Origin of the sequence: Providencia sp. PROV174 (assembly GCF_028480685.1) — a bacterium.
Lineage (GTDB): Bacteria > Pseudomonadota > Gammaproteobacteria > Enterobacterales > Enterobacteriaceae > Providencia > Providencia rettgeri.
Genome location: NZ_JAMPOT010000002.1, coordinates 51853 through 78658 on the forward strand (window position 1 = coordinate 51853; position 26806 = coordinate 78658).

The 26806-nt window shown below is 41.9% G+C and carries 22 protein-coding genes, 1 pseudogene and 1 riboswitch; of the genes and pseudogenes, 11 read left to right on the forward strand and 12 right to left on the reverse strand.

Features of this window, described 5'->3' with window-relative positions; all coding sequences use genetic code 11:
• Window positions 1-150 precede the first annotated feature (150 nt).
• From tolC to PSE60_RS00465, 3 genes are all read left to right on the forward strand, one after another.
• Window positions 151-1545 (forward strand): outer membrane channel protein TolC, encoded by a 1395-nt coding sequence (gene tolC, locus PSE60_RS00455; protein WP_210835404.1) that lies wholly within the window; start codon window positions 151-153, stop codon window positions 1543-1545.
• A gap of 400 nt (window positions 1546-1945) precedes the next feature.
• Window positions 1946-2650 carry a DUF1190 family protein gene (locus PSE60_RS00460; RefSeq protein WP_042851529.1) on the forward strand — a complete coding sequence of 235 codons (705 nt, stop codon included), beginning with the start codon at window positions 1946-1948 and terminating at the stop codon, window positions 2648-2650.
• 6 nt (window positions 2651-2656) lie between these two features.
• The gene (locus PSE60_RS00465) at window positions 2657-3820 is read left to right on the forward strand and encodes a glutathionylspermidine synthase family protein (RefSeq protein ID WP_210835410.1); all 1164 of its coding nucleotides are present in this window, start codon (window positions 2657-2659) and stop codon (window positions 3818-3820) included.
• A gap of 82 nt (window positions 3821-3902) precedes the next feature.
• Here PSE60_RS00465 and ygiD read toward each other — a convergent pair whose 3' ends face one another.
• The gene (gene ygiD, locus PSE60_RS00470; RefSeq protein WP_210835411.1) at window positions 3903-4706 is read right to left on the reverse strand and encodes a 4,5-DOPA dioxygenase extradiol; all 804 of its coding nucleotides are present in this window, start codon (window positions 4704-4706) and stop codon (window positions 3903-3905) included.
• Window positions 4707-4961: 255 nt separating this feature from the next.
• Complete coding sequence (gene ribB, locus PSE60_RS00475) at window positions 4962-5615, reverse strand: 3,4-dihydroxy-2-butanone-4-phosphate synthase (RefSeq protein ID WP_210835412.1); 654 nt, start codon at window positions 5613-5615, stop codon at window positions 4962-4964.
• Window positions 5616-5773: 158 nt separating this feature from the next.
• Window positions 5774-5925: riboswitch (FMN riboswitch) on the reverse strand.
• A 258-nt stretch (window positions 5926-6183) separates the two neighbouring features.
• Between ribB and ubiK the strand changes: the two genes are divergently transcribed.
• On the forward strand, window positions 6184-6447 hold the full coding sequence (gene ubiK, locus PSE60_RS00480) for a ubiquinone biosynthesis accessory factor UbiK (protein WP_210835414.1): 264 nt from the start codon (window positions 6184-6186) through the stop codon (window positions 6445-6447).
• Window positions 6448-6493: 46 nt separating this feature from the next.
• Here the strand turns inward: ubiK and PSE60_RS00485 are convergent, their stop codons facing one another.
• From PSE60_RS00485 to PSE60_RS00505, 5 genes and pseudogenes are all read right to left on the reverse strand, one after another.
• Window positions 6494-6859, reverse strand: a complete 366-nt coding sequence (locus PSE60_RS00485; protein ID WP_272664278.1) for a type II toxin-antitoxin system HicB family antitoxin — start codon at window positions 6857-6859, stop codon at window positions 6494-6496.
• Window positions 6852-7129 (reverse strand): annotated as a pseudogene (locus PSE60_RS00490) (type II toxin-antitoxin system HicA family toxin). The gene PSE60_RS00485 and the pseudogene PSE60_RS00490 overlap by 8 nt, the downstream one beginning before the upstream one ends.
• 145 nt (window positions 7130-7274) lie before the next feature.
• Entirely contained in the window at window positions 7275-8702 is a 1428-nt protein-coding gene (hldE, locus tag PSE60_RS00495) for a bifunctional D-glycero-beta-D-manno-heptose-7-phosphate kinase/D-glycero-beta-D-manno-heptose 1-phosphate adenylyltransferase HldE (RefSeq protein WP_272664280.1), read from the reverse strand.
• A gap of 92 nt (window positions 8703-8794) precedes the next feature.
• Window positions 8795-11641 (reverse strand): bifunctional [glutamate--ammonia ligase]-adenylyl-L-tyrosine phosphorylase/[glutamate--ammonia-ligase] adenylyltransferase, encoded by a 2847-nt coding sequence (gene glnE, locus PSE60_RS00500; RefSeq protein ID WP_272664281.1) that lies wholly within the window; start codon window positions 11639-11641, stop codon window positions 8795-8797.
• Window positions 11642-11653: 12 nt separating this feature from the next.
• Window positions 11654-12616 carry a CYTH domain-containing protein gene (locus tag PSE60_RS00505; RefSeq protein ID WP_272664282.1) on the reverse strand — a complete coding sequence of 321 codons (963 nt, stop codon included), beginning with the start codon at window positions 12614-12616 and terminating at the stop codon, window positions 11654-11656.
• A gap of 280 nt (window positions 12617-12896) precedes the next feature.
• Between PSE60_RS00505 and PSE60_RS00510 the strand changes: the two genes are divergently transcribed.
• Both PSE60_RS00510 and PSE60_RS00515 read left to right on the forward strand, forming a co-directional pair.
• A complete protein-coding gene (locus PSE60_RS00510) occupies window positions 12897-13511 on the forward strand; it encodes a TIGR04211 family SH3 domain-containing protein (RefSeq protein ID WP_272664283.1) in 615 nt (204 codons plus the stop codon).
• A 14-nt stretch (window positions 13512-13525) separates the two neighbouring features.
• Window positions 13526-14767, forward strand: a complete 1242-nt coding sequence (locus tag PSE60_RS00515) for a multifunctional CCA addition/repair protein (RefSeq protein WP_272664284.1) — start codon at window positions 13526-13528, stop codon at window positions 14765-14767.
• Between the two features lie 46 nt (window positions 14768-14813).
• Here PSE60_RS00515 and folB read toward each other — a convergent pair whose 3' ends face one another.
• Window positions 14814-15173 carry a bifunctional dihydroneopterin aldolase/7,8-dihydroneopterin epimerase gene (gene folB / locus PSE60_RS00520; RefSeq protein ID WP_272664328.1) on the reverse strand — a complete coding sequence of 120 codons (360 nt, stop codon included), beginning with the start codon at window positions 15171-15173 and terminating at the stop codon, window positions 14814-14816.
• Window positions 15174-15281: 108 nt separating this feature from the next.
• Here folB and plsY point away from each other — a divergent pair, with 108 nt between their 5' ends.
• Together plsY and PSE60_RS00530 are read left to right on the forward strand one after the other, a co-directional pair.
• A complete protein-coding gene (plsY, locus tag PSE60_RS00525) occupies window positions 15282-15938 on the forward strand; it encodes a glycerol-3-phosphate 1-O-acyltransferase PlsY (RefSeq protein WP_004908566.1) in 657 nt (218 codons plus the stop codon).
• 275 nt (window positions 15939-16213) lie between these two features.
• Window positions 16214-17746: a methyl-accepting chemotaxis protein gene (locus PSE60_RS00530; protein ID WP_272664285.1), complete on the forward strand. Its 1533-nt coding sequence runs from the start codon at window positions 16214-16216 to the stop codon at window positions 17744-17746.
• Between the two features lie 67 nt (window positions 17747-17813).
• Here PSE60_RS00530 and tsaD read toward each other — a convergent pair whose 3' ends face one another.
• Entirely contained in the window at window positions 17814-18833 is a 1020-nt protein-coding gene (gene tsaD / locus PSE60_RS00535; RefSeq protein WP_210835442.1) for a tRNA (adenosine(37)-N6)-threonylcarbamoyltransferase complex transferase subunit TsaD, read from the reverse strand.
• A 330-nt stretch (window positions 18834-19163) separates the two neighbouring features.
• Here tsaD and rpsU point away from each other — a divergent pair, with 330 nt between their 5' ends.
• From rpsU to rpoD, 3 genes are all read left to right on the forward strand, one after another.
• Window positions 19164-19379, forward strand: a complete 216-nt coding sequence (gene rpsU, locus PSE60_RS00540; protein WP_001144069.1) for a 30S ribosomal protein S21 — start codon at window positions 19164-19166, stop codon at window positions 19377-19379.
• 171 nt (window positions 19380-19550) lie between these two features.
• Window positions 19551-21296 carry a DNA primase gene (gene dnaG, locus PSE60_RS00545; RefSeq protein ID WP_272664286.1) on the forward strand — a complete coding sequence of 582 codons (1746 nt, stop codon included), beginning with the start codon at window positions 19551-19553 and terminating at the stop codon, window positions 21294-21296.
• Between the two features lie 102 nt (window positions 21297-21398).
• A complete protein-coding gene (gene rpoD / locus PSE60_RS00550; RefSeq protein ID WP_272664329.1) occupies window positions 21399-23327 on the forward strand; it encodes an RNA polymerase sigma factor RpoD in 1929 nt (642 codons plus the stop codon).
• Between the two features lie 69 nt (window positions 23328-23396).
• On the opposite strand, the gene PSE60_RS00555 is transcribed toward rpoD, so the two are convergent.
• The 3 genes from PSE60_RS00555 to PSE60_RS00565 form a co-directional block, all read right to left on the reverse strand.
• Window positions 23397-24857, reverse strand: coding sequence for an MFS transporter (locus PSE60_RS00555; protein ID WP_272664287.1), 1461 nt, complete (start codon window positions 24855-24857; stop codon window positions 23397-23399).
• Between the two features lie 148 nt (window positions 24858-25005).
• Entirely contained in the window at window positions 25006-25404 is a 399-nt protein-coding gene (locus PSE60_RS00560) for a hypothetical protein (RefSeq protein WP_272664288.1), read from the reverse strand.
• Window positions 25405-26736: an MFS transporter gene (locus PSE60_RS00565; protein ID WP_272664289.1), complete on the reverse strand. Its 1332-nt coding sequence runs from the start codon at window positions 26734-26736 to the stop codon at window positions 25405-25407.
• Window positions 26737-26806 lie beyond the last annotated feature (70 nt).

The window sequence follows — 26806 nt, forward strand, 5'->3', positions numbered from 1 at the left end:
AAGCGCCATTATTCAAATCTAAGAGCAACGTAGTGTCTGTTTTTAATAACTGTCTCTAAAACGGATAATTTAATCTCTATCGCCTAGTTAGGCATGGTACGTTTTAGGCAACAGACTCAACTTAATTTGCTGTTTAATCAAGGAATCAAAATGAAGAAACTGCTTCCCCTTTTAATTTCGATGAGTTTTGTGGGTCTCAGTACCAATAGCTATGCAGAAGATTTACTACAGGTTTACCAAAAATCCAAAGAAAGTAACCCTGAGTTAAGAAAATCATTAGCAGAACGTAATCAAGCTTTTGAAAAAATTAATGAATCTCGTAGCCCATTATTGCCACAATTAGGTTTAGGTGCAGGAGCTAGCTACGGAAGCGGTTACCGTGATGCAAGAAACACTGAAAGCACAGGTTTAAATGCTTCACTGAAACTGACCCAAGTTGTGTTTGATATGTCTAAATGGCGTCAATTAACTATCCAAGAAAAAACAGCGGGTATTTCTGATGTCACTTACCAAACAAGTCAGCAGCAATTAATTTTAGATACTGCAATTGCGTATTTTAACGTATTAAAAGCGATTGACGCGTTATCTTATATTGAAGCGAATAAAGAAGCTGTTTATCGCCAATTAGACCAAGTGACACAACGCTTTAACGTTGGGCTTGTTGCTATTACTGACGTGCAAAACGCTCGTGCAAACTATGATAGCGTTATTGCACAAGAAGTTGCAGGCCGTAACGAGTTAGAAAATGCGATTGAAAAATTGCGTCAAGTTAGCGGCGTGTACTATAACCAACTTGCCTCTTTAAATATCGACCGTTTTAAAACCAATGAACTGGGCGATATCAACGCTATCTTAAAAGAAGCGGAAGAGCGTAACCTCAGCCTGTTAAGCGCACGTTTAGCACAAGACGTTTCTCGTGAAAACATCCGTTTAGCGGAAACAGGTCACATGCCAACGGTTAGCCTTGATGCCTCAACATCAGTCACAAATAGCTACCAACACGGTAGTGGCTATAATGACCCAACAACAGGGTTATCAGGCGCACGCAATAGCTATAACGGCCAAAATAGCATTGGCTTAAATTTAAGTATTCCACTGTATACTGGTGGTGCAGTAAGTTCTCAGGTTGAACAAGCACAATATGGTTTCCAAGGTGCTAGTGAGCAACTAGAAAGCGTTTACCGCAATGTGATTCAGTTAGTTCGCTCATCATTTAATAACGTAGCATCGTCAATCAGTAGTATTAATGCTTACAAACAAGTCGTTGTTTCTGCACAAAGTTCATTAGATGCGATGGAAGCTGGCTATCAAGTAGGAACACGTACTATTGTTGACGTATTGACAGCAACAACAGCGCTATACCAAGCGAAACAGAATCTGTCTAATGCTCGTTACGACTACATGATTAACCAACTGAATATCGAATTTGCTCGTGGCACATTGAACGAAGACGATATTGCACGCCTGAATGCGAATTTGGGTAAAGAGATTTCAACCTCTGCAAGTAGTATTATCCGTAATACCAATGCGCCAAAAATGAACTAAAATATTTAGCTCATGTGAAAATGACATAATGACCCGCTTACATAGCGGGTTATTTTTTTGAGGGTAATCCTGCAAACCGCTTAGAATTGCTAATTTGTACTAATTAAACCGTTTATAACGCCTTTTCATTAGCCACGGGCACAATTTCAGTGAATTCTCACTCTTATTACTACGCATTAGAGCAAAAAACAACCTACACTTAATGTATTGATATAAAATAAAAATATTATTTTTCTCTTCAAGAAACGCCATGCTAATTAGGGAAAAATAGCAGAAAGTTATCAAAATGATAAATTCAGCTCATTTCTCCTATATTTCTGCTTTAATTTTCAGCGTTTATCCCCTATCCTAGAGCTAACATCTAAAAACATCTTACTTAATTTAATTCAGGGTAATTACCATGACCATGAAGCGTACCAAAAATATTAACCAGAGCGCCTTCCGTAAGTCTTGGCGTTCATACCGTTTAGCACCTGTGGCTGTTGCGGTTAGTGCTGTATTTATGCTTTCCGCTTGTGAAGAAAGCGATGAAACCGTATCACTGTACACCAATGCGCAAGATTGTAGCCAAGCGAACCCATCGCAAGCAGAACAGTGCACTATCGCCTACAATAATGCTCTACAAGAAGCAGCTAAAACCGCACCTAAATATGAAACTCAAGCTGACTGCATCGCTGAGTTTGGTGAATCAATGTGTACTCAAGCTCCAGCCCAAGCAGGCCTTGCAGGTACTAGTTCAACCAATGGTGAACAAACGGCTCAAGCACAAAGCAGCGGCGGCAGCATGTGGATGCCATTAATGATGGGTTATATGATGGGCCGTATGATGGGCGGTAGCGCTGCATCACAACCATTATTCAGCTCGAAAAACCCAGCTAGCCCAGCCAACGGTAAGTTTGTTGATGCATCAGGTAAAAGCTATGGTCCTGCAGTTGCAGGTGGTCGTTCAATGAGCGTACCAAAAACAGCCATGGCACCTAAACCACCAACAACTTCAACCGTTACCCGTGGTGGTTTTGGTGACACCGTAAATAAACAAGCGATGGCACAACGTTCATCTTCTTCTGCAAAATCAACCTCTTCTTCCCGTTCGATGGGTGGTTGATAAGTAATGAAACGAGTTCCTATAGTAGAGCGCCCAAACTGGCGCGAAAAAGCCTCTGAATTTGGTTTTGAATTTCATACTATGTATGGTGAGCCATACTGGTCAGAAGATGCGTATTACCAATTCACTATGGCACAGATTGAAGAAATCGAAGATGCAACCGAGCAGTTGCATCAAATGTGCCTAAAAGTGGTTGAGCGTGTTGTTGAAAGCGATGAGTTAATGGCGCGTTTTCAGATCCCTAAGCATTGCTGGGAATTTGTTCGCAGTTCATGGAAAAGCGAGCAACCTTCTTTATATTCCAGGCTTGACCTCGCTTACGATGGTATTAACCCACCTAAGCTATTGGAAAACAACGCGGATACTCCAACCTCATTATATGAGTCTGCATTTTTCCAATGGATCTGGCTAGAAGATCAAATTGAAGCAGGAAAACTCCCTGAAAACGCCGATCAGTTTAATAGCATTCAAGAGCAATTGATCGAGCGCTTTACACAATTAAAAGATCAGTATGGTTTCCGTTTGTTGCATATGTCTTGTTGCCGTGACACAGAAGAAGATCGCGGTACCGTTCAATATTTACAAGACTGTGCAAATGAAGCCGGTATTGCCACTGAATTCTTATATATCGATGAAATTGGTCTAGGTGAAAAAGGTGAATTTTCGGATACACAAGATCAGGTGATTAGTAACCTGTTCAAGCTATATCCGTGGGAATTTATGCTAAGAGAAATTTTCTCGACTAAATTGCAAGACGCTGGTGTACGCTGGTTAGAACCTGCATGGAAGAGCATCATTTCTAATAAAGCTTTATTGCCTATGTTATGGGAAATGTTCCCTGAGCACCCTAATTTACTGCCTGCTTATTTTGCGGATGGCAAAACCCAACCTGAACTCGAAAAATACGTTATAAAACCACTATTCTCTCGGGAAGGTGCTAATATCCGTATTATCGAAAATGGTAAAGAAATTGCAGCCGCGGATGGCCCTTACGGCGAAGAAGGTATGATTATTCAACAGTTCCACCCACTTCCACAATTTGAAGGTAACTACACCTTAGTCGGAAGCTGGTTGGTGAATGATCAACCTGCGGGGATCTGTATTCGTGAAGACAAAGAATTGATCACTCAAGATTTATCACGTTTTTATCCACATACGATCGTCGACTAATCATACTTAAAGCTAAAAATGAAGCCCAAACATAACAATATGATTTGGGCTTTTTTATAAAGCAATTGTATTGCAGAAAAATTTATCCTACCTGAATAGACAACATACTTAGCGATGCCGACACAATTCCTTCAATCGGTGTACTAATCTCTTCTTGACCATCCCAAGTGCCTAAAATTGGTAAAATAGGCAAGTAATGTTCTGGTGATGGGTTCGATAATTTGCCATCTTCACGTTCCAATCCGCTAGCTAGTGGATGTGGCGTTTCATGACTTTTCAGGTTGTCATACACAAATTTCTCAAAAGATACTGCCCACGGGTATGGCTCAGCATGGGAATTTTGCCAATTCATCGCCCGTAAATTGTGTACAACATTGCCACTCCCCATAATCAATACACCTTCATCCCTTAGAACGGATAGTTTTTTTCCAAGGTCATAGTGCCAAGTAGCAGGCTTGCTACCATCGATACTTAATTGGATTACGGGGATATCGGCTTCTGGATACATACGTACCAAAATTTCCCACGTACCATGGTCTAATCCCCACTCTTGTTCATCAAGGTAAATTGGCTCAGGGGCTAATAATGAGGCAACTTGCTGAGCTAATTCAGGCGAACCGGGGGCAGGATATTCGATTTGGTACAATGCTTCGGGGAACCCACCAAAATCATGAATCGTTTTCGGTTTTAACATCGAAGTAACTGCGGTTCCACGCGTATACCAGTGGGCTGAAATTACCAAAATTGCACTTGGTCGAGGTAAAGCTTTACCGAGTTTCTCCCACGCTTGGGTATAAGGATTATCCTCAATTGCGTTCATGGGGCTACCATGACCAATAAAAATGGCAGGGATCTTATTTTTTACCACTGAAGTATTTAGTGACATGATGATTTCAACTCCAACTCAATTAGTTTCTTCCTACAGCATACGCTTTCCTGTTAAAAACACAGTGGGCTAATTGTGAGTATGATCATCAAAAAAATTGAAAAGGCCACGAGGTGTGCAACTCAGTGGCCTTAATAACATTCTATATGCTTAACGTACTATCAATAATTTAAATAAGTTAGCTTATTTTAGCCTATTAATATTTAAACTTATCAAAATCTCTATCTAGAACTCTTCCTCGAAATATGACGAGGATCAGCTCGCTTTCTTCTCGGACTGAAGACGGTACTGCACTAAATCTTCAATTGTCACAACCGTCAAACCATGCTGCTTACCAAATGCTGCCACTTCAGGGGTGCGAGCCATAGAGCCATCATCATTAGTCAACTCACACAGCACACCGGCAGGTTTGAAACCCGCTAGAGTTGCAAGGTCGATAGACGCTTCAGTATGGCCACGACGCGCTAATACCCCACCATCACGCCCACGTAATGGGAAAACATGGCCTGGGTGATTTAGGTCGGCAGGAACCGCACTATCAGCAATAGCAGCACGAATAGTGGTGATACGATCCGCCGCAGAAACACCTGTTGTCACGCCTTTTGCCGCTTCGATGGTTACCGTAAAACCCGTTTGGTTTTGGCTGGTGTTATTTTCCACCATCATTGGTAATTCGAGCTGCTTGCGACGTTCTTCAGTGATACAAAGACATACGATCCCACTGCTATAACGAATGGTAAATGCCATCTGCTCAGCGGTCATGGTTTCTGCAGCAAAAATTAAATCGCCCTCGTTCTCACGATCTTCATCATCAAGAACAAGAACACCCTTACCTTGGCGTAAAGCCTCGATAGCATTTTCAACACGCTCGATAGGATTACCGAATACAGAAAGTAGCGAATGATCCATGGTAAAAAACCTCTTAAATAGTTATTAACTAGTTACCAGAATCAAGGCAGTCTTAGGAATACGAGAAATGGTGAATATATAAATAGCCAACAACAGGCTTTTACCTATTCAGGTATGTAGAACACTATTGTGCGTAACAGCACAAACATGCAGATACAGTTAATTCTCTCCCATCCGGACTATAACCGTCGGCCCCAGATTCACACTGGGTCTGCTGACCTTTACCACAAAATGGTAAAGCGCTCGCGGGCTTCATGCGTGATGCATGTTTACCGCCGGTGGGGACTTTCACCCCGCCCTGAGATATACGCAATTAATATAACGCCAATAATTCAAGTTCGCAACGTTGATAATCAAAATTGGCGAATGACTCACACTTTTAGTCAAAAAACATGAATAAAAACTTAGAGTTATCACGGTTAATTTCACTACCTTAGACGAATAGCAAGCTGCTTTCGTCACAGATAATACAACGAGGCCTTTTCACTAACTAATTCGAGCTAGCACAAGGCGAAAAGAGGTATTACACTACACTTAATATTATCTTGATTAACTGAAGGACCCGCGAATGCTCGATCCGAAAAAAATTGAACAAGTTGCCCGCCAAATTCAAGGCGCTTTACCGCAAGGCGTACGTGATTTAGGTGAAGATTTCGATAAAAAACTGCGTTCACTATTACAATCACAACTGGGTAAATTAGACTTAGTCAGCCGTGAAGAATTTGATATTCAAACTCAAGTTTTATTACGTACCCGCGAAAAATTAGCGAAAATGGAACAACGTGTTAGCGCACTCGAAGCTCACTTTAGCGAAGAAAAAAACACACAGTAACCTAAAAATTAAAAGTGACGCCTAATCATAAGGGTCACTTTTGACGTTATTTTACCACCGAGTCAGACAACAATTCTCGTTCAATCAATTCGACAATATACTGATTTTTCGAAATATTATAAGCTGCTGTCGCTGCATTTAAATATGCTTCTAAACGGCTCGGGTAACGTAACGTAAATGATTTTACTGTTTCTTGTTCTTTGAACGGATCAATTCCTTCTTCTTTGCAAACTGCAATATATTCCGCCAAAGAAATACGAGCTTCTTTTTTTAACCCTTCAATGCTATCAGCTACAAAATCACAGTAACCACTGACATCTAAAAATTTGCCACGAAAGGCTTTAATTTCAGCATCATAGATAACTGATGCAGGGTGACCGTCTATCGTCATCACATTACTGCTTTTAATCATATTCCACCCCTATCGTATTTTCTAGCCACTCACGTAAACCATTCACAGCGCCTTTATCCAATGTATTCCCTGGATGAGGCTGATGTGTCAGAAATAAAGAACCTTGTAAAACAAACCTGCGACGTGAACCACTTCCATACTTTATAGCACCGCCGAAATGCTCAACTAGACTTGTTACATCACCCCATTTGATCCCTGACTTTGGTGGAATTGTGAGTATATCCACCATCGTTTACGGTGCTTGGAACTCAGTTCCCTCATTTTTATCATCGTCTATTCCATGACGTCATATTGTGATATCACAATTTAAAAAAAATATGACGTCAACAATTGACGTCAAACTAATTCTAGACAAATAAAAACCTCACTTGGCTTGAAGTTCCATAGTGAGGTTTTTTTTATAGCTAATAATAAATTAGCTGGTTTTCATAATATTTTTGATAATATTGGTTGTTGAGATACCATCTTCAAAGTTAAGTACTTTGACCTCGCCTCCCGCGGCCCACACTTCCGCACTGCCCGCTATCTCTTCAGGGCGGTAATCCCCCCCTTTAACTAAGATGTCTGGCAGTACTTCTGCGATTAAGCGTTGCGGCGTGTCTTCTTCAAAAGCCACGACCCAATCCACCGCGCCTAACGCCCCTAGAACGGTCATACGTTGCTCCAGTGGGTTGACGGGACGTGTTTCACCTTTTAAGCGGCGTGTCGATGCGTCGCTATTTACAGCCACAATCAGACGGTCTCCCAATTTACGTGCATTGGCTAAATACGACACATGACCTGCATGGAGAATATCAAAACAACCATTCGTCATCACCACACGCTCACCGCGCTGCCTTGCATTCGCAACGGCTTGTTTCAATTCACTTTCGGTCATCACACCAAACCCGGTGTCAGCACGGCCACGAATGGCATTTTCCAATTCAATTGGCGAAACCGTGGAGGTCCCTAATTTACCCACGACCACGCCTGCTGCGGCATTAGCCAATGCGCAGGCTTCATGTAATGGCCGGCCAGATGCAATAGATGCTGCAAGTACGCCGATTACGGTGTCCCCGGCTCCTGTTACGTCAAACACTTCTTGCGCCTGAGTCGGTAAATGCAATGGCGCTTCATCACGACGAATTAAGCTCATACCTTGTTCTGAGCGCGTAATTAACAGTGCCTTAAGCTCCAATGACTGAAGCAGCTTCATGCCTTTTTCTTCAACGTCTTGATTGTTTTTACATGGCCCAACAATCGCTTCAAACTCAGACATATTTGGCGTTAGTAATGTTGCCCCGCGGTAACGTTCGAAATTGTTGCCTTTCGGGTCAATCAAGACGGGAACATTGGCCTTGTTGGCAAGCGCTATCATCTTCTCAACATGAGTTAATGCCCCTTTCGCGTAATCAGATAACACCAGAGCACCAATATGAGGTAACGCCTGTTCAATGCGTTCCAACACAGGTGCGACATCAACATTGTCAAAACCTTCTTCAAAATCAAGACGGATAAGTTGCTGATTACGTGAAAGTACACGTAATTTAGTAATCGTTGGATGGGTTGGAATAGCGACAAAATCACAACGCACCTGCACCGCATTTAAGTTTTCAGTCAGTGCTTTTGCCGCGTCATCAATCCCAGTTAACCCGACAAGACGTGAATTTGCCCCTAACGAGGCAATGTTCATCGCGACGTTAGCCGCACCACCGGGACGCTCTTCTACCATCGTGACTTTAACGACCGGAACAGGGGCCTCTGGCGAAATACGGTTTGCAGGACCATGCCAATAACGGTCTAACATAACATCACCAACCACCAGCACACCGGCTTGTTTATAATCCGGAAGAGTTACTTTCATCCTGCACTCCAGTTTTAAAAAGGAAATCTGATAATAATTAGCAACAATACTAGCATATTGCGCTATTTAGCTAAATAAAATGCGTTTATTCCTTATTCCTCAAGCCATTTTTGCCAACTCGCTAAAACTTGTTCACGTTGTTGAGTAAATTGGGTCATTTCAACACGGCTTGGCAATGATTGTAATGCTAAGTGATGAAGTTCATTACGCATCGTAACATACGCTTGAGTTAAGACATTCGCTTCATCTTCTGGCATAAAGCCATATTGCGCCATCAACTCGAAAATACGCACATTATCGGACCAACGGGTTAACACATTATTTACTGTGGCAAAACGTAAAACTAAGTATTGTGCGATAAATTCAATATCAGTGATCCCACCGGGATCGGCTTTTAAATCGAACTCATTGGCTTGATGGCTTCCTAAGTGCTGATGCATTTTCAACCGCATATCACGCACTTGCTGCTGCAAAGTGTGAGGGTCTCTTGGCATACACAGAGTTTCGTGGCGAGTCTGTATAAATTGCCGTTGTAAATCCTCATCACCAAATACCATTCGGGCTCGTATGAGCGCTTGATGCTCCCATGTCCAAGCCTCATTTTTTTGGTAATCATCAAATGATTGTATCGTACTGACTAACATCCCTGACTCACCGGAAGGCCTGAGCCGCGCATCAACTTCATACAACACGCCTGAAGGTGTTCGAGTGCTAAACAAGTGGATAATGCGCTGAGCAACACGTAAGTAAAATTGGCGTGCATCAATGGAGCGTTCACCATTGGTAACCACATCTAAAGGGCAATCAAAAAGAAAAACGAGATCTAAGTCAGAGCCATAGCCCAATTCCCAGCCGCCTAGCTTTCCATAACCTAATACCGCAAACCCATATTGTTTTTTGTCACTTTGCGCTAGATGTGCTGGCTCACCATAACGTTTTACCATTTTTTGCCATGCTTGGTGTACTACCGCATCAATAATCGCCTCGGCGAGATAAGTCAGATGATCACTGACTTTCATTACGGGTAAAACACCTGAAATATCTTCAGCAGCGATACGCAATAACTGGGCTTGTTTGAATTGACGTAATGCTTCCAGTTGTTGTTCTTCGTCATCTTCAGGAACGCGCATTAAATATTGGCGCAACTCGTCACGGTAAGCGGTTAATGGTAGAGGTTGGTATAACGATTGAGGATCGAGCAATTCATCAAGTAACAATGGGTGACGGGCTAACTGCTCTGCTATCATTGGTGAAGCCGCACATAGGCGAATAACGTGCGTCAAAACTTCATCAAATTCAAGCATTAGCTCTAGGTAAGTTGTGCGGCTAACAATGCTCAATAACAGTGGTGTGATACGCTCAATAACTTGTCCTGCATCATCACGCTCACCGACTTTAGCCAATAATTTAGGCATTAATTCATCAAGTACATCCCGTCCACGAGGGCCAATTGTGCGTTTATTGAGGTCATGACGGAACATCACTATGCCATGAATAATGCGTTGTGCAATCTCTTCATTTTTAGACGGTAAATAGGTGGCTAATTCTTCTTTTGATAATTCACTTTGCCATAATGTGATGTAGATTTCATCAAATACATCATTGTTCTCAGTGTCATCTTCCTGGCCTATTTGCTCAGTAAATATTTGATGCACTGCCGCCATTTTCTGACTCAAAACCTGATAAAATGCAGGCCAATCAGCAAACCCCATTCCCCACGCTAAACGCGCTTGGTTTAAAGCATCTTCAGGGAGAGTTTGTGTCTGTTGGTCATCGATACTTTGCAGTAAATTTTCGGCTCTACGCAAGAAAAGGTAGCTATCTTGCAGAATATTAACTTGATCTTCGGTTAATAATGCGAGTTCTCGGATGCCTTGTAACGTTGAAAATAAGGATTGTGACTGTAAAACAGGTTCCCGTCCCCCTCTAATTAACTGGAAAACCTGTGAAACAAATTCAACTTCACGAATGCCTCCAGCCCCTAATTTGATGTTATTGACCAAACCACGGCGCCGAACCTCCCGCTCAATCATATTTTTCATATTGCGTAAGGATTGGATCACGCTAAAGTCAATATAGCGACGATAGACGAAAGGACGCAAAAGTTTTCGCAAACACTCCTCATAATGGAGGCTATCAGCGCCCATAATACGAGCTTTAACCATCGCGTAGCGTTCCCAATCGCGCCCTTGTTCTTGGTAATAGTCCTCAAGCGCGGAAAAGCTAAAAACCAGCGGCCCGCTATCACCAAATGGCCGCAAACGCATATCGACCCGATAGACAAAACCATACTCAGTCACTTGATCAAGTACACGAATTAATTTTTGCCCTAAACGGGTAAAAAATTGCGCGTTATCTAACTCTTTTTTGCCACCTTGGGTAACCCCATTTTCTGGGTATGCAAAAATCAGATCAATATCTGAAGAAAAATTGAGCTCTCTGCCCCCTAATTTTCCCATTCCTAAAATCAATAGCGGCTGAGGTTTTCCTTCTACATTACAAGGCGTTCCCCATAACTGACGATATTCTTGATACAACCAGTCGCGCGCCGCAACAACCAAGGTTTCCGCCAATACACTGAGCTGATAAATCGTTTCTTTTTGCGAGCTTATTTCCAGTACTTGCATCCATGCGCAGCGCACTAACATATGATGACGAAATGAGCGCAGCACTTGCATCAAGTGCTCTTCGTTGTTAACAGATGACAAGTCTTGAGCTAACCATGACGCATAACTTTTCCATTCATCGGCTTTGGGTGGTTGAGAGCGAATTTCAAGTAAAAACCGAGAATGTGCCAATACCTGCTTTAACACAAAATCACTAAAAGTAAGCACTTGAATTTCTTGTTCATTTAACGGTAATAATTCATTCGCTTGTTCTGCTAATTGGCTTAAAACGCGTTCACCTTGGCTTTGCAATAATTCAGGAAAAGCATGCATGTTATCAGTACCTTAATGGGCTTCTTGATAGGTTAAAGCACTTAACCATTGGATAAAGGCTAATTTACATTTTAACCACTGGCTGCTATAGCAAAAATCGTCAGCGCTAACCGCTTCATCGGCAATATCTGAACGTAATTGCTCTAGCGGAGTGTCATGAATAAAATGAGGCGCTGAATTTTGGTAATGAACTAAAAATGCCTGAACAAAGCGTAAAAACTCACTAAAGCCTTGGCGCGCATTGCTGCCATTGGCTAGCCAATAGGCTTCATGCTGTTGACAAAGTAATTGCATATGAGTTAATGACTTTTCGAGAGGTTGCTCTTCATAGTCAAACAACGAGTCTGGGCGAGTTAATGGTTCTGTTGGCGGCGATAACAATGAATATCCGCGCGCAGCTTTGCTAAGTGATGACAAATGCAGACCATCGATATCTGCAAATTTCTTTGCTAAATTAAGTACATCAGCAATAAAGCCTTTTTTGAGCTCTAATTCAAACTCTTGAATAGGCAAATCCTTTGCGCCTGAGGAAATTTCGCCTTGATCAAAAACCACTTCTATTTCGCTATCTTCAAAAGTCACTAACCATTTTTCACGGGTAAAATTAGTGCTAAAGAGGATATTCAATTCAGGCTGAAGCTGAGAAATATCAGTTCCTTCGGGCCAAATTTCAGCGGGTAATGCAGCTAAATCAAGCTCTGGCGAATCAATGTCAACATTATATTCAGGCCGTTGGTGTAAACCGCCAATCGCCTGCCCTGCTGTTTTCATGGTCATTTCATAACGACCATCACAACCTCGGATGCGTAAGCCCATATCCCACTGACGTAGCTGCTTATTTGCCGTATCAAAGTAGATATTAGTTAACTTCATCGGCTCACTGTATTGGTGAGACAATGTCGATAGACACTGCCGTACAGCCTCTATTGCGGAACTCTTAGCGGCAAGTTTGAGTTCAACCTCTACGTGGCTCATACATATCCTTATTTAATTATTTCACTTCTCTCATATTACCCCAATCGAGCTAAGCTGAGAAAAGAATCTGTATGGGAATCAAAAATTCTACCTGTCATATTTCTTTCAGTGAGTTATATTGAAAATAGAGTAAAAATAAGGGTAATTTAGACAGTTAGGATAGTTCTCATTCTCCTTTAGAGTGTAGAGACATCTGCGTTTAGGGTTTGCACCCTTACACTTTACTCATTAATATTCAAATAATATAAAACTCACTCACCATCAAAAGACTGTAAATACCATGCGAAAAATTCCATTATTATTAATTTCAATCATGGGGCTAGGCCTTTCCTTAAATTCACATGCAGCAGAAAAACGTTATGTGTCAGATGATTTATCCACATACGTTCATAGTGGACCTGGCACAAAATATCGTATTGTAGGCACGCTCAATGCCGGGGAAGCGGTTGAATTGCTCTCCACAGATAACAAGTTCGCACAAGTCCGTGATGAAAAAGGCAAAACGGTCTGGTTACCCGTTGACCAACTCAGCAATACGCCAAGTATGAAAACCCGAATTCCAGAACTTGAAGCTGAGAACCAAAAACTACGCCAACAGCTCGACAATATTGACAGCACGTGGAATACACGAACGGCTGATATGCAGCAAAAAGTCGCTGATAATGACAATATCGTCAGCCAACTGAAAGCTGAAAATGAAAAATTAAAAAACGAGTTGATCAAGTCAGGTAAGAAGCTGGAAATTGCAGAAGTTAACTTAGACGATCGCCGTCGCGAATTGATCTTACAATGGTTTATGTATGGTGGTGGTGTTGCTGGTGTTGGCTTAATTTTAGGCCTAATTTTACCGCACATTATTCCACGTCGTAAAAAACGTAATGACGGCTGGATGTAATTGAGGCCATTCAAATGAAAGTATATCTCGTGGGTGGAGCAGTACGTGACCAACTGCTTGGGCTGCCTATTTCAGACAGAGACTACGTGGTGGTTGGCGCAACCCCCGAGGCAATGCTATCGCAAGGTTTTCAACAAGTCGGAAAAGATTTTCCTGTTTTTTTGCACCCAAAAACCCATGAAGAATACGCTTTAGCCCGAACAGAACGTAAAATTGGTGCAGGCTATACCGGTTTTAGCTGCTATAGCGCACCGGATGTCACTATCGAAGATGATTTACTGCGTCGTGATTTAACGATTAATGCGATAGCACAAAGTGAGTCAGGTGAAATTATTGACCCATACCACGGTGTCATTGATCTCGATAAGCGCATTTTACGCCATGTTTCCGATGCGTTTTCTGAAGACCCTCTACGGGTCTTACGGGTTGCACGTTTTGCCGCTCGCTACTTTGAGCATGGTTTTACTATCGCACCAGAAACACTCGCCTTAATGCAAACGATGGCCGCTACAGGGGAGTTATCTCATCTCACCGCCGAGCGAGTTTGGACGGAAACAGAAAAAGCGCTGAAATCAAATTCTCCCCAGGTGTATTTTGACGTCTTACGCCAATGCGGTGCTTTAACTGTACTTTTTCCTGAAATTGATGCGCTATTTGGCATTCCGGCCCCTGAAAAATGGCACCCTGAAATTGATACAGGTATCCACACTCTAATGGTACTGAAAGTGATTTCCCGCTTATCTAAGGATGTGGATATTCGCTTTGCCGCATTGTGCCATGATTTAGGCAAGGCTCTGACACCACCCGATATTTGGCCAAGCCATCCAAACCACGGTGAAGCGGGTATTCCATTAATAGAAGCACTCTGTGCAAGATTAAAAGTACCAACCACGGCTCGTGACTTAGCTCGTCTAGCGGCACGATATCATGATAAAATCCATGTTATCAATAAATTATATGCTAATGATCTAGTTGCGATTTTTGATGGACTTGATAGTTGGCGTAAACCAGAACGTATTGAACAACTGAGTTTAATCAGCGAAGCGGATGCTAGAGGTCGATTAGGCCTTGAGCAGCAGGCTTACCCACAAGGGCAGTATTTCAGACAAGCTTTTTCCATTGCACAATCAGTTGAGGTCAAACCTATTGTTGAGCAAGGTTTTCAAGGCCCTGAAATTCGCCAAGAACTCACCCGACAACGTATTGAGGCTATCGCCAACTGGCAGCAACAACAAATAATCGTGCCTCATGTATAAATACGTATTGCTGGCGATTCAATACCGCCAGCAATTATTTAAACAGTTAAACGGTTTTTGTGCCTCTTTCTATCAAGACACCCATATTGTGTGCTCTGGCGACAGCCCCCGGCTTAGATACTCTTAGCCTTACCCATGGCATTTTGAATCTTCCCATCAATAATTGGGCAACTTCTTCCGCCACTCGCTCAACTAACGCAAATTTATTGTTCTCTAGGTGCTCAACAATACAATTAGTCACTTTTTCGTAATCTAAGCAAAATTCAACATTATCGCTCATCGCGGCCTGTTTATTGTCCCATCCCATTTCGATATCGAGCACGAGTTTTTGTTCAATACCTTGTTCCCAGTCATATACACCAATCGTGGTGATGACTGATAATTGCTCAATAAATACGATATCCATCACGTCATTTTCTCATTTATGTACTGAATTGATACCACTTCAGCAAAAATATGCGTATTATCCAAGACTGAAGTGAATTTATGGCCTTAACCGTTTTTGGAGCTAGCTATGAGTGCAACCGCGCTTGGCATGATAATCTTCGCCTATCTTTGCGGCTCAGTTTCGAGTGCGATACTGATCTGTCGTTTGGCGAGACTACCCGACCCCCGTCAACACGGCTCTGGTAACCCTGGTGCAACTAACGTATTACGTGTAGGCGGTAAAGCAGCCGCTGCCGGAGTACTCATTTGTGACGTATTAAAAGGGATGATCCCAGTTTGGCTTGCTTATTATTTAAATGTGCAACCATTCTATCTTGGCTTTGTTGCAATTGCAGCCTGTCTTGGCCACATATATCCCATTTTCTTTCGCTTCAAAGGCGGAAAAGGGGTAGCAACCGCATTTGGTTCAATTGCTGCTATTGGTTGGGATCTTTCTGGTTTAGTCGCAGGAACATGGTTACTGACGGTGTTGCTTAGTGGTTATTCGTCACTAGGAGCGATTGTCAGCGCCTTACTTGCCCCCTTTTATGTTTGGTGGTTTAAACCTGAATTCACCTTCCCGGTCGCTATGCTATCTTGTTTAGTGTTAGTTCGCCATCACGGTAATATACAGCGCCTTTGGCGTGGTCAAGAAAGTCGTATTTGGCAAAAACTGAAAAATAAAAAACGAAAAACCAATAAAGAAATAGCCCAAGAAGCTAAAGAACAAGAACTCGACGACTAATGGTGACATTTGATTTTCCCTAAGAAGAGCTGATTTCAGCTCTTTTTTATGCTATTTACCTTGTTTAAAATTTCCTAAAAAACTCCATTGATAACAACAGCGTGATATCCCTCCTTAAAACTGTACTGGTAGCAATTTGTGCTACGTTACATTTTTGCCATAACTAGCGCACACTTTTAAAAAAAAGTTAAATTATTGCAAATTTATTACTAAGGAATATTTAAAAACTGTCGACTATATAAAAGGAAAATTAAACAATAATAATGGTATTTATAATGAGCAGAACTCCTTATATCACTCAAAATGAATATGTGTTAGATGAAAATATCACATTAATGACAACCAGCGATTTGCAAGGAAACATTGTTCACGCTAATGATTTCTTTGTGCAGGTTAGTGGCTATGAATTAGATGAATTATTAACACGTCCACACAATATTATCCGCCATCCGGATATGCCCAAAGAAGCTTTTGCCGACATGTGGGCAACACTTAAAAAAGGAGAACCCTGGACTGGCATTGTGAAAAATCGGCGGAAAAATGGTGACCACTACTGGGTTCGAGCCAATATTGTCCCAGTGGAGCGCAAAGGTGTTATTACAGGCTATATGTCCATTCGAACTCGAGCAACACGCCAAGAAATTGCAACGGTAGAACCGCTCTATGCAGCAATGAATGAAAATAAAAGCCAACAAAAAATTTTTAAGGGGATTGTGCTTTCTAAAAAATTACCATTTCACTTTTCAACATATTCAACACGTTCACGTATCCGACTCATCATGAGTCTTTTATTTATTCTTTGGCTCATTACGGCTAGCTTTATTTTGCAGCCAAACGCACCTCTACTGCTGATGAGTGCCTGTACATTTATCATACTATTGGCAGGTAATGTGATACTTGAAAAAATGCTAGCAACTCCACTGGAAAACATGACCAAACAGGCACTTGGTATTGCACGAGGAAATCGACATAGCGTTAACCATATGCAGCGCACAGACGAAATTGGCTTAATATTACGTTCTATCGGGCAACTTGGGCTAATTTGCCGTTGGTTAATCAAAGATGTCTCCGAACAAGTTGATAACGTTCGCAAAGGCAGTGAATCTTTAGTCTCCGATTGTCGCGAATTAGAAACTCACACTCAGCAAACCGTCGGCTATATGCAACAAACCGTTGCAACAATGAACCAAATGGCCGTTTCCGTAAAAATGAATGCTGATAACACGATTCAAGTTGACCAACTTTCGAATACAACGAGCAAAACAGCAGTGAATGGGGGCGCCATGATGGAAGCCGTTGTAGATACCATGGATGAAATTGTCAGCAGCACCAGCAAAATTAACTCCATCACTGACGTGATTAAAGACATCGCATTTCAAACCAATATACTTGCGTTAAATGCCGCGGTAGAAGCCGCACGAGCAGGTGAACAAGGCAAAGGCTTTGCCGTTGTCGCAAATGAAGTTCGTAGCCTAGCAAGCCGCAGTGCAAGCGCGGTGAATGATATTCGCGAATTAATTAATGATTGTGAAAAGAAAGTCAATTCAGGGAAAAATCAAGTCCATACGGCAGGGGATACCATGAAGGAGATTGTTGACCAAATACAAAACGTCACGCAATTGATCACCCATATTAGCCAAGCGACCTCTGAACAAGCGGCAGGGATAGCCGATATTACCCAAGCAGTCAGTGAGCTCGAAACTATCACACAACAAAGCACATTACTGGTAGAACAAAGCACAGAGACATCGAAGATGGTAAAAGAACGGTCAAGCCGGCTGGAAGATGCGGTCGTTATTTTACATTAGTACTTAACTGAATAACAAAGGGCTGTTATCCCAGCCCTTTTACAAAAATAGGAGTACACCAACAACACTATTTTTCTAACGGTGGCAATTCTGCCAAAGGCCAACGTGGGCGAACCGTCACCCCAAGCCCTGTCGAGGTTCCACCTTTAAGGCGAATAAGCCCCGCCAACGCGATCATTGCGCCGTTATCCGTACAAAATTCAGGGCGTGCATAAAAAACTTCACCGCCACGCTGTTTGAGAACGTCTTCCATTTTAGCTCTAAGTGCGCGATTAGCACTAACGCCCCCCGCCATCACCAAACGTTTAAAACCAGTTTGTTCTAAAGCACGTTTGCATTTAATTGCCAAGGTATCTACCACAGCATCTTCAAAGGCTCTCGCAATATCCGCACGGGTTTGGTCGTCATCCGCATTTTCACGGATGGTATTGGCTGCAAAGGTTTTTAGTCCTGAGAAGCTGAAATCCAGCCCTGGTCTGTCGGTCATTGGGCGAGGAAACACAAAACGACCCGCAGTACCCTGCTCCGCCATGCGAGATAACACTGGGCCACCAGGGTAGTCTAAACCTAATAGTTTTGCTGTTTTATCAAACGCTTCGCCTGCTGCGTCATCGATGGATTCGCCTAGCAGCTCATACTCACCAATTCCCGTCACACTGATAAGCTGAGTATGCCCACCAGAAACCAGTAACGCGACAAAAGGAAATTCAGGGCTTTTCTCTTCTAACATCGGTGCCAATAAATGGCCTTCCATATGGTGAACGGCCACGGCGGGAACATTCCATGCAAAAGCTAATGAACGCCCTACTGTTGCGCCAACCATTAAAGCCCCAACCAAACCTGGACCCGCAGTATAGGCCACTGCGTCGATGTCTTGGCTTGTTAAATTGGCTTCTTTCAATGCTGCTTGAATTAACGGCACTGTTTTACGAATATGATCGCGTGAAGCCAATTCAGGCACGACACCACCGTAGTCTGCATGAACTTTAATTTGGCTGTATAATTGATTGGCTAATAAGCCATGCTCATCATCATAGATTGCGATACCAGTTTCATCGCAAGAGGTTTCGATACCTAAAACACGCATTGCACTACCCTTGTTTATTGCATAACCGCAAGTCTATCACTATTTTCGTTCAATCGCGTAATTAATGTTGTCAAAAGGCTGACTTTCCTGACTGTATAGTCTATAATCAGTCCCCTGTAATAAAAAATTTCGTGTGGCTAATTCTCATTATTATCTGGTTTTGTTTGCTTTTTCATCAAATGAACTGCAAATCAGGTAATCTTGTGTGATTCAATTTTATACGGCACTTTACAAACCCGTACTCATTGAAGTAAAATTCCGCACCATTTTAAATGAAGGCTGGTGAATCAGTACCAGCAACAAACCGATTTCTATTGAGGTGAGAGGCACATGCCGGTAATTAAAGTACGTGAAAACGAGCCATTCGACGTTGCACTGCGTCGTTTCAAACGTTCCTGTGAAAAAGCAGGTGTTTTAGCTGAAGTTCGTCGTCGTGAATTCTATGAAAAACCAACGACTGAACGTAAACGCGCTAAAGCATCAGCTGTAAAGCGTCACGCTAAGAAACTGGCTCGCGAAAACGCACGCCGTACTCGTCTGTACTAATTGTTTGCGGTGAAAGCCGCATTCATTGTAGACGATAGCTAATACAAAACTTTAGTTTCTCTTGTAGTCACTCCAGTTTTTGTAGTAGTAAATAGCTAAGCAGTTAAAGGCCGTGCTTTCCTAAAGGAAGCGCGGCTTATTATCGTTCATCAACAGGCGAAAAAGAGGCTTATGGCTGGACGAATTCCGCGTTCATTTATCAATGACTTGTTAGCAAGAACCGACATCATTGATTTAGTCGATGCAAAAGTCCCGTTAAAAAAACAGGGTAAAAATCATCACGCTTGTTGCCCGTTCCATAATGAAAAAACACCTTCTTTTACCGTAAATGGTGAAAGACAATTTTATTACTGTTTTGGTTGTGGTGCTCATGGCAACGCTATCGATTTTTTGATGAACTATGACAAACTCGATTTTGTTGAAGCCATTGAAGAATTATCTGCACTACATGGCCTTGATGTCCCTTACGAAAAAGGAACAGGTTCAAGCCAAATAGAACTTCATCAACGGCAAAATTTATATCAGTTGATGGAAAGAATTAATCAATTTTACTGTGCTGCCTTAAGTCATTCTTCGGCTAATAAAGCGAAAGAGTATTTAAGCCAACGTGGTTTAACTGCCGAAATTATTGAGCATTTTTCGATTGGTTTTGCCCCTGCGGGCTGGGACAATTTGCTCAAAAAATTCGCTGTAAACCCAGAAAGTCGCAAACAGCTTGATGATGCAGGCATGTTAGTGACAAATGATAATGGCCGAGTCTATGACCGCTTTAGAGAGCGTGTCATGTTCCCAATTCGGGATAGACGCGGTCGTGTGATTGCCTTCGGTGGGCGCGTATTAGGAGATGCTCTCCCTAAATACTTAAACTCCCCCGAAACAGATATTTTCCATAAAGGCCGTCAGTTATTTGGCCTCTATGAAGCAACACAAAACAGTAATGAATTATCAAAATTACTGGTAGTTGAAGGTTATATGGACGTTGTTGCACTTGCTCAATACGATATCCGCTATGCGGTTGCTTCACTTGGCACATCAACAACCTCAGAACATATTCAGTTACTTTATCGTTCAACAGATACGGTTATTTGCTGTTATGATGGCGACCGCGCTGGCCGAGAAGCGGCATGGCGAGCACTTGAAACAGCACTGCCTTATCTGACTGACGGTCGTCAATTGCGCTTTATGTTTTTACCAGACGGTGAAGACCCTGATTCATTAGTTCGAAAAGAAGGCAAAGACGCTTTTGAGCAACGCATGAAAGATGCTCAAACCCTTTCTGCTTTTTTATTTGATTCACTTGTGCCGCAGGTAGATTTAAAAACGCAAGAAGGGAAAGCAAAATTTAGTAAACTGGCTATCCCTTTGATTAAACAAATACCTGGTGAAACACTGCGCCTTTATATGGCACAAGAGCTAGGAAATTTTATTGGTATACCGGATATTTCTCAAGTTCTTGCTATGATTGATAGAGAGAGTACAGAACAAGTTAACTATCAGGCACCCAAATTAAAACCAACCACAATGCGAATACTTATCGCGCTGTTGGTACAGAATCCGAACTTTTCGGAACTTGTTCCCTCATTAGAGGGAATTGCCCATATTCAAATGCCGGGGCTTTCTCTATTTCAGGAATTGGTCGATGTCTGCCGTTCCACCCCCGGAATGTCAACTGGGCAGTTGCTAGAGCGTTATCGTGATAATAAATTTGCGAAACAGCTTGAAAAACTAGCAACGTGGAACGATATAGAAATAGAGGAGATAGCGGAAAATACTTTTATAGATGCCTTAAACCATCTATTTAACAGCGCACTCGACGAACGTTTTGACTACTTGATAGCAAAAGAACGAACTGAAGGGCTGACCCCAGAAGAGCGCGAAGAAGTCCGCTTAATCACTCTCTCTAGAGTGAAAACATAGTATCAACCCAAAACAGAATTAGTATTTTAAACGGCTTAAGTGCCGATAAACACAAGGCAGATGCCTGTAAAATGCTACGAAAAATAAAGGGCGTAGCAAATAATAAATGTTCCCTTTGTATGTTCTTGTTGGCCGAATGTTTCGCCGACCGACACCAATCTAAATACTCAGAAGTGTGGATACCGTCTTATGGAGCAAAACCCGCAGTCGCAGCTTAAGCTACTCGTAACCAAGGGTAAAGAGCAAGGTTACTTAACCTATGCTGAGGTCAACGACCATCTGCCGGAAGATATCGTCGATTCAGATCAAATCGAAGATATCATTCAGATGATTAATGACATGGGCATCCAGGTCATGGAAGAAGCACCTGATGCCGATGATTTAATTTTGGCTGAAAATACTTCCGATACTGATGAAGATGCAGCAGAAGCCGCTGCACAAGTGCTGTCCAGTGTTGAAAGTGAAATCGGCCGTACAACCGACCCTGTCCGCATGTATATGCGTGAAATGGGAACCGTCGAACTTCTCACCCGTGAAGGTGAAATCGACATAGCTAAACGTATCGAAGATGGTATCAATCAGGTTCAGTGTTCTGTCGCTGAATACCCTGAAGCGATTACCTATCTTCTGGAACAATATGACCGTGTTGAAGCAGGTGAAAGCCGTTTATCTGATTTAATCACTGGTTTCGTTGATCCCAACGCAGAAGAAGATCTCGCACCAACTGCAACTCACGTCGGCTCTGAATTACCACAAGAAGAGCTTGATAAAGATGATGACGAAGAAGATGAGGAAGAGGAAGAAGAAGAGGACGATAACAGCATCGATCCTGAATTAGCGCGCCAGAAATTCTCTGATCTTCGTGAGCAGTACGAGAAAACACGTCAACATATTAAACAATATGGTCGCAGTGATGCAAAAACAGCTGCGGCAATTGAACAACTTTCAGAAGTGTTCAAAGAGTTCCGTTTAGTCCCTAAACAGTTTGACTATCTGGTCAACAACATGCGTGAAATGATGGATAGAGTTCGCTTGCAAGAGCGTACCATCATGAAATTGTGTGTTGAGCAGTGCAAAATGCCGAAGAAAAACTTCATCACGTTATTCAGCGGTAATGAAACCAGCGAGACTTGGTTAACTGCTGCAAAGGCAATGAACAAGCCTTGGTCAGAAAAATTACTTGAAGTTGAAGAAGAAATTCTGCGTTGCCTACAAAGACTGCGTCAAATTGAAGAAGAAACTGGCCTGACAATTGAGCAGGTTAAAGACATCAACCGTCGTATGTCTATCGGTGAAGCGAAAGCTCGTCGTGCGAAAAAAGAGATGGTTGAAGCAAACTTACGTCTGGTAATTTCTATCGCTAAGAAATATACCAACCGTGGCTTGCAGTTCCTTGACCTGATTCAAGAAGGTAACATCGGTCTGATGAAAGCCGTTGATAAGTTTGAATATCGCCGTGGCTATAAGTTCTCAACTTATGCAACTTGGTGGATCCGTCAGGCTATCACTCGCTCAATCGCTGACCAAGCACGTACTATTCGTATTCCGGTTCACATGATTGAAACTATCAATAAACTGAACCGTATCTCTCGTCAAATGCTGCAAGAAATGGGCCGTGAGCCATCGCCAGAAGAACTGGCTGAACGCATGCTGATGCCGGAAGATAAAATCCGTAAAGTACTGAAAATTGCTAAAGAACCGATTTCAATGGAAACCCCTATTGGTGATGATGAAGATTCACATTTAGGCGATTTCATTGAAGATACGACTTTAGAGTTGCCTTTAGATTCTGCAACTTCAGAAAGCTTACGCTCTGCAACTCACGAAGTATTAGCGGGTTTAACCGCTCGTGAAGCGAAAGTGCTACGTATGCGTTTTGGTATCGACATGAATACTGACCACACCCTTGAGGAAGTTGGTAAACAGTTTGATGTTACCCGTGAACGTATCCGTCAGATTGAAGCGAAAGCACTGCGTAAATTACGTCACCCAAGCCGCTCAGAAGTGCTACGCAGCTTCCTTGACGAATAATTGATTCATTTATATCTAAAAACACCTGCTTTGGCAGGTGTTTTTTTATGCCCGCTAATCCAATATTCACTAATTTTCTGATTTATGCCTTGCCATTAGGCATAACGTCATCATTATTGCTATCGCACTACCTAACATCGCCAGATTAAAACCAGAAACAAAAGCGGACCGTGTGACTTGCTCAATAAAGTTAGATGGCATCACCGAGGAAGTTTGAATCAAACGTTCGATTTCCTGTGCCGACAACATCGTGGCCAGCTTGTCGTCCTGTAATAGCCGCTCTACAGCGCGATGTGTCATCAATGTCCCTAAAAGAGCAATGCCAAGAGTCATACCTGTTTGCCTCAATGCATTCATGACCGCAGAAGCAATGCCAGAGTAAGCCTTATCAACACTCGCCATAACGAGTGCCCCAATTGCTGGAGTAGACATCCCCATTCCGGCTCCCAAAATAAATAAGGTTATCGCAATAGGAATATAAGGTGTTTCAGCATTCACACGGGTTAATAATAATGAAGCCAGTGCAATTAAAATAAAGCCCAAAATCATGAGGTTTCGCACGCTTAAACGGCGAGACAGTTTACCAAAAGAAAATGAAAAAATAGCCATGGCAATAAACTCAGGAGCCATGCGGATCCCTGCTTCAAATGCCCCCCACCCTTGGCCTTTTTGCAAAAATAGTGCAATGAAGAATATATTACTGTAAGTTGCAAAACCTAAAGCAAAAGACGCCATATTATATTGAAAGAAAAAAGGATTTTTTCTGAATAAAAAAAGCGGTAATAGTGGTCGAGTTACGTGAAGTTCAACCCAAATAAACCCTATGCATGCAATAATCGCAATGACTAACCCACTCAATGTTAGGTAACTGCCCCAGCCGTGTTCTCCAGCTTCGATTAAAGCAAAGGTTAACCCACCTAACGCAATGATACTTAAAACTTGTCCCATTGGATCTAATGCGGCTTTATCTGGATCCGCACTTTCTTGTATACCTAACCAGCCTAGCAGCAATGTTAGTAATCCAATCGGGATATTAATTAAGAATATCGTTGTCCAATTGAAGCTATCGACTAAAAACCCCCCTAAAATAGGGCCAATAATTAAGGAAAGTGCGCTCACCGCTGACCAAATACCAATAATTCTGATGCGCTCGATATCATTAGAGAAAGCTTGCGTAATAATAGAAAGAGCCCCAGGTATTAAGGCGGCAGCAGCGATCCCTTGGATAACCCGCCCCGCTATCAACATATGTGGCGAAGTAGAAAATGCACAAATTGCAGATCCTAGAGTAAAAATAACAATTCCTGTTAACCAAATTTTTTTACGCCCATAACGGTCGCTTATCGGACCAACAGATAGGATCAACGCTGACAGACATAACGCATAGGCGTCAATAATCCATTGTAGCATTGACATATTCGCCTTGAGGTCACGCCCAATAGCAGGTAGTGCAACATTTACAATACTGATATCTAACGTTGCCATAAAGGTACCCAAGCAAACCGCTAGGATCAAAAAAAGCCGTCTCATTTTTTATGCCTCATCATCGATCATAGTAATATGATAATACTCGACCGACCGACGGTCAATGAAAATGAGAATAAATATCATCTATTAAATTATGTATTTTTGTCGGTGATAAAACAGTCATCACGCTGTTTTATCACCACTACAATATCTAGTTTTGCATTACTGGAGTTTCATGTAAGTAAACCCACTCGCATTTTTCCGCTTCTACTCTAATACAGGCAACTGACGTTCTTAGCGTTTCCCCCCCTACAACCAACTGTTTTTCTTGGTATTGAACCCAGCAATAACCATTGTCTTCGCGTAATGGCATCAGATTAACACACTCTATTGTAAGGGCTTTTCGAGCTCCTACATTCTGGCTAAATAACTTGATGACGTCATTTAAACCAATGCAATGACCTTGTATTGTGACCATTTTGAAGTTGTCATCAAAACTGCTTAATAAAAGAGATAGGCTTTTATCGTCATTTCGTCCCGTAAAAACATCTTCAATTAAAACATGTAAATCCACTACGCTTTGCAGCGCTTTTTTCATTGTTTCACTCATTTATTTTTCCTTGATCACTGAAATTAATGCAAGCAACCCGAGTATTGATGCAATAAGGAAGGTGTATTGATAGCGTAATAAATCACTAGAGAAAGTCGTTAAGCTAAATATAGAAATAAATACGACTGCGCCAACACTAAATGCCACTTGTCGATTAATATTCCACAATACGCTACCTTGAAGTAAATCTTTGTCTTTGAAATCCATTAACGAGCTAATTTGTGCGGTATTGGCGCTCAATCCTCCCCCCATTCCCATCAATAAATAAGCGATTATCAATAAACTGAGCTGGTTTGAAGATGAAACCCAATAAAGCAGAAAAATACCAAAACTATGCAGTGTAATACCAATAATAAATAATCGTTTTTTTCCTATCTGCAAATAAAGGCGCCCACCGGTTAGCATTGATATTACTGCCCCCAATGCATATAGCACCATAAATAGCCCGGTTTGTGCCGCACTGAACCCCATATTTTCTTGTAGATTAAAAATATTGAGTAAATTAACCCCCGTAAAAATACCGGGAACAGCATAGTAAACAATAAAAGCGTTGCGTAGATTGGCGTTCTTTAATAACTGAAAATTTAAAATAGGTTCTCGACATTTTTTAGCGTATTTAAGATAAACAATAAATACGAGGGCTGAAGTAAAAAAGCTCACCAAAGCCAATAATAAATTGTGATAATCATTATAAAAAGAGAATGATAATAATAGGCTTAACAAACTTAAACTCACCATTATTAACCCCAAAATATCTGGTTTTTCTCTTATTTTTTTCTCATCATTTTTTATCCATAATAAGGCTAGTGCGGCCGTTAGTAATGAGAAAGGCAAATTAGAATAAAAAACCCAATGCCAAGATAAAGAATCAATAATTAGACCGCCAATTGCAGGCGAAAATGCGGGAGCAATTAATGCTACAGTCATAATTAATGTTGATATACGTTGGCGATCATTATTGGGAAATAATGCGAAAACTAATGCCTGACCTACCGGAATTAATAACCCTCCTGCAGCCCCTTGGATAAAGCGCCAAAAAATTAAGCTATAAATTGAATCACTACTCCCACTGAACCAAGCAGCAACAGAAAAAAGTAGCATGGAATAACACAGTAATTTTTGGTTACCTAACCTACCTGCTAGCCATAAGCTGATTGGCATCACCAAAACTAAACCTAAAATATAGGCATTGGCAACCCATGCAACTTGAGATTGACTTGCTGAGAATAACGATGCAATGTCAGGTAACGCTATCGCTGACATAAAAATGTTAATACAATCAATAAAGAAACCAAGTAAAAATACTGTGGCAATTTTGTATCGATAAGTCATGGACTTCCTCCGGTGGCAAAGAATAAGTTTTAGTCCTTTCTTTGTCGATACAAGGGAGGTAACATGATTG

What these genes read in the sequence shown, in the direction of transcription:
- tolC (WP_210835404.1), top strand. Translation starts at nt 151, where the DNA reads ATGAAGAAACTGCTTCCCCTTTTAATTTCGATGAGTTTTGTGGGTCTC.
- PSE60_RS00460 (WP_042851529.1), top strand. Translation starts at nt 1,946, where the DNA reads ATGACCATGAAGCGTACCAAAAATATTAACCAGAGCGCCTTCCGTAAG.
- PSE60_RS00465 (WP_210835410.1), top strand. Translation starts at nt 2,657, where the DNA reads ATGAAACGAGTTCCTATAGTAGAGCGCCCAAACTGGCGCGAAAAAGCC.
- ygiD (WP_210835411.1), bottom strand. Translation starts at nt 4,706, where the DNA reads ATGTCACTAAATACTTCAGTGGTAAAAAATAAGATCCCTGCCATTTTT.
- ribB (WP_210835412.1), bottom strand. Translation starts at nt 5,615, where the DNA reads ATGGATCATTCGCTACTTTCTGTATTCGGTAATCCTATCGAGCGTGTT.
- ubiK (WP_210835414.1), top strand. Translation starts at nt 6,184, where the DNA reads ATGCTCGATCCGAAAAAAATTGAACAAGTTGCCCGCCAAATTCAAGGC.
- PSE60_RS00485 (WP_272664278.1), bottom strand. Translation starts at nt 6,859, where the DNA reads ATGATTAAAAGCAGTAATGTGATGACGATAGACGGTCACCCTGCATCA.
- hldE (WP_272664280.1), bottom strand. Translation starts at nt 8,702, where the DNA reads ATGAAAGTAACTCTTCCGGATTATAAACAAGCCGGTGTGCTGGTGGTT.
- glnE (WP_272664281.1), bottom strand. Translation starts at nt 11,641, where the DNA reads ATGCATGCTTTTCCTGAATTATTGCAAAGCCAAGGTGAACGCGTTTTA.
- PSE60_RS00505 (WP_272664282.1), bottom strand. Translation starts at nt 12,616, where the DNA reads ATGAGCCACGTAGAGGTTGAACTCAAACTTGCCGCTAAGAGTTCCGCA.
- PSE60_RS00510 (WP_272664283.1), top strand. Translation starts at nt 12,897, where the DNA reads ATGCGAAAAATTCCATTATTATTAATTTCAATCATGGGGCTAGGCCTT.
- PSE60_RS00515 (WP_272664284.1), top strand. Translation starts at nt 13,526, where the DNA reads ATGAAAGTATATCTCGTGGGTGGAGCAGTACGTGACCAACTGCTTGGG.
- folB (WP_272664328.1), bottom strand. Translation starts at nt 15,173, where the DNA reads ATGGATATCGTATTTATTGAGCAATTATCAGTCATCACCACGATTGGT.
- plsY (WP_004908566.1), top strand. Translation starts at nt 15,282, where the DNA reads ATGAGTGCAACCGCGCTTGGCATGATAATCTTCGCCTATCTTTGCGGC.
- PSE60_RS00530 (WP_272664285.1), top strand. Translation starts at nt 16,214, where the DNA reads ATGAGCAGAACTCCTTATATCACTCAAAATGAATATGTGTTAGATGAA.
- tsaD (WP_210835442.1), bottom strand. Translation starts at nt 18,833, where the DNA reads ATGCGTGTTTTAGGTATCGAAACCTCTTGCGATGAAACTGGTATCGCA.
- rpsU (WP_001144069.1), top strand. Translation starts at nt 19,164, where the DNA reads ATGCCGGTAATTAAAGTACGTGAAAACGAGCCATTCGACGTTGCACTG.
- dnaG (WP_272664286.1), top strand. Translation starts at nt 19,551, where the DNA reads ATGGCTGGACGAATTCCGCGTTCATTTATCAATGACTTGTTAGCAAGA.
- PSE60_RS00555 (WP_272664287.1), bottom strand. Translation starts at nt 24,857, where the DNA reads ATGAGACGGCTTTTTTTGATCCTAGCGGTTTGCTTGGGTACCTTTATG.
- PSE60_RS00560 (WP_272664288.1), bottom strand. Translation starts at nt 25,404, where the DNA reads ATGAGTGAAACAATGAAAAAAGCGCTGCAAAGCGTAGTGGATTTACAT.
- PSE60_RS00565 (WP_272664289.1), bottom strand. Translation starts at nt 26,736, where the DNA reads ATGACTTATCGATACAAAATTGCCACAGTATTTTTACTTGGTTTCTTT.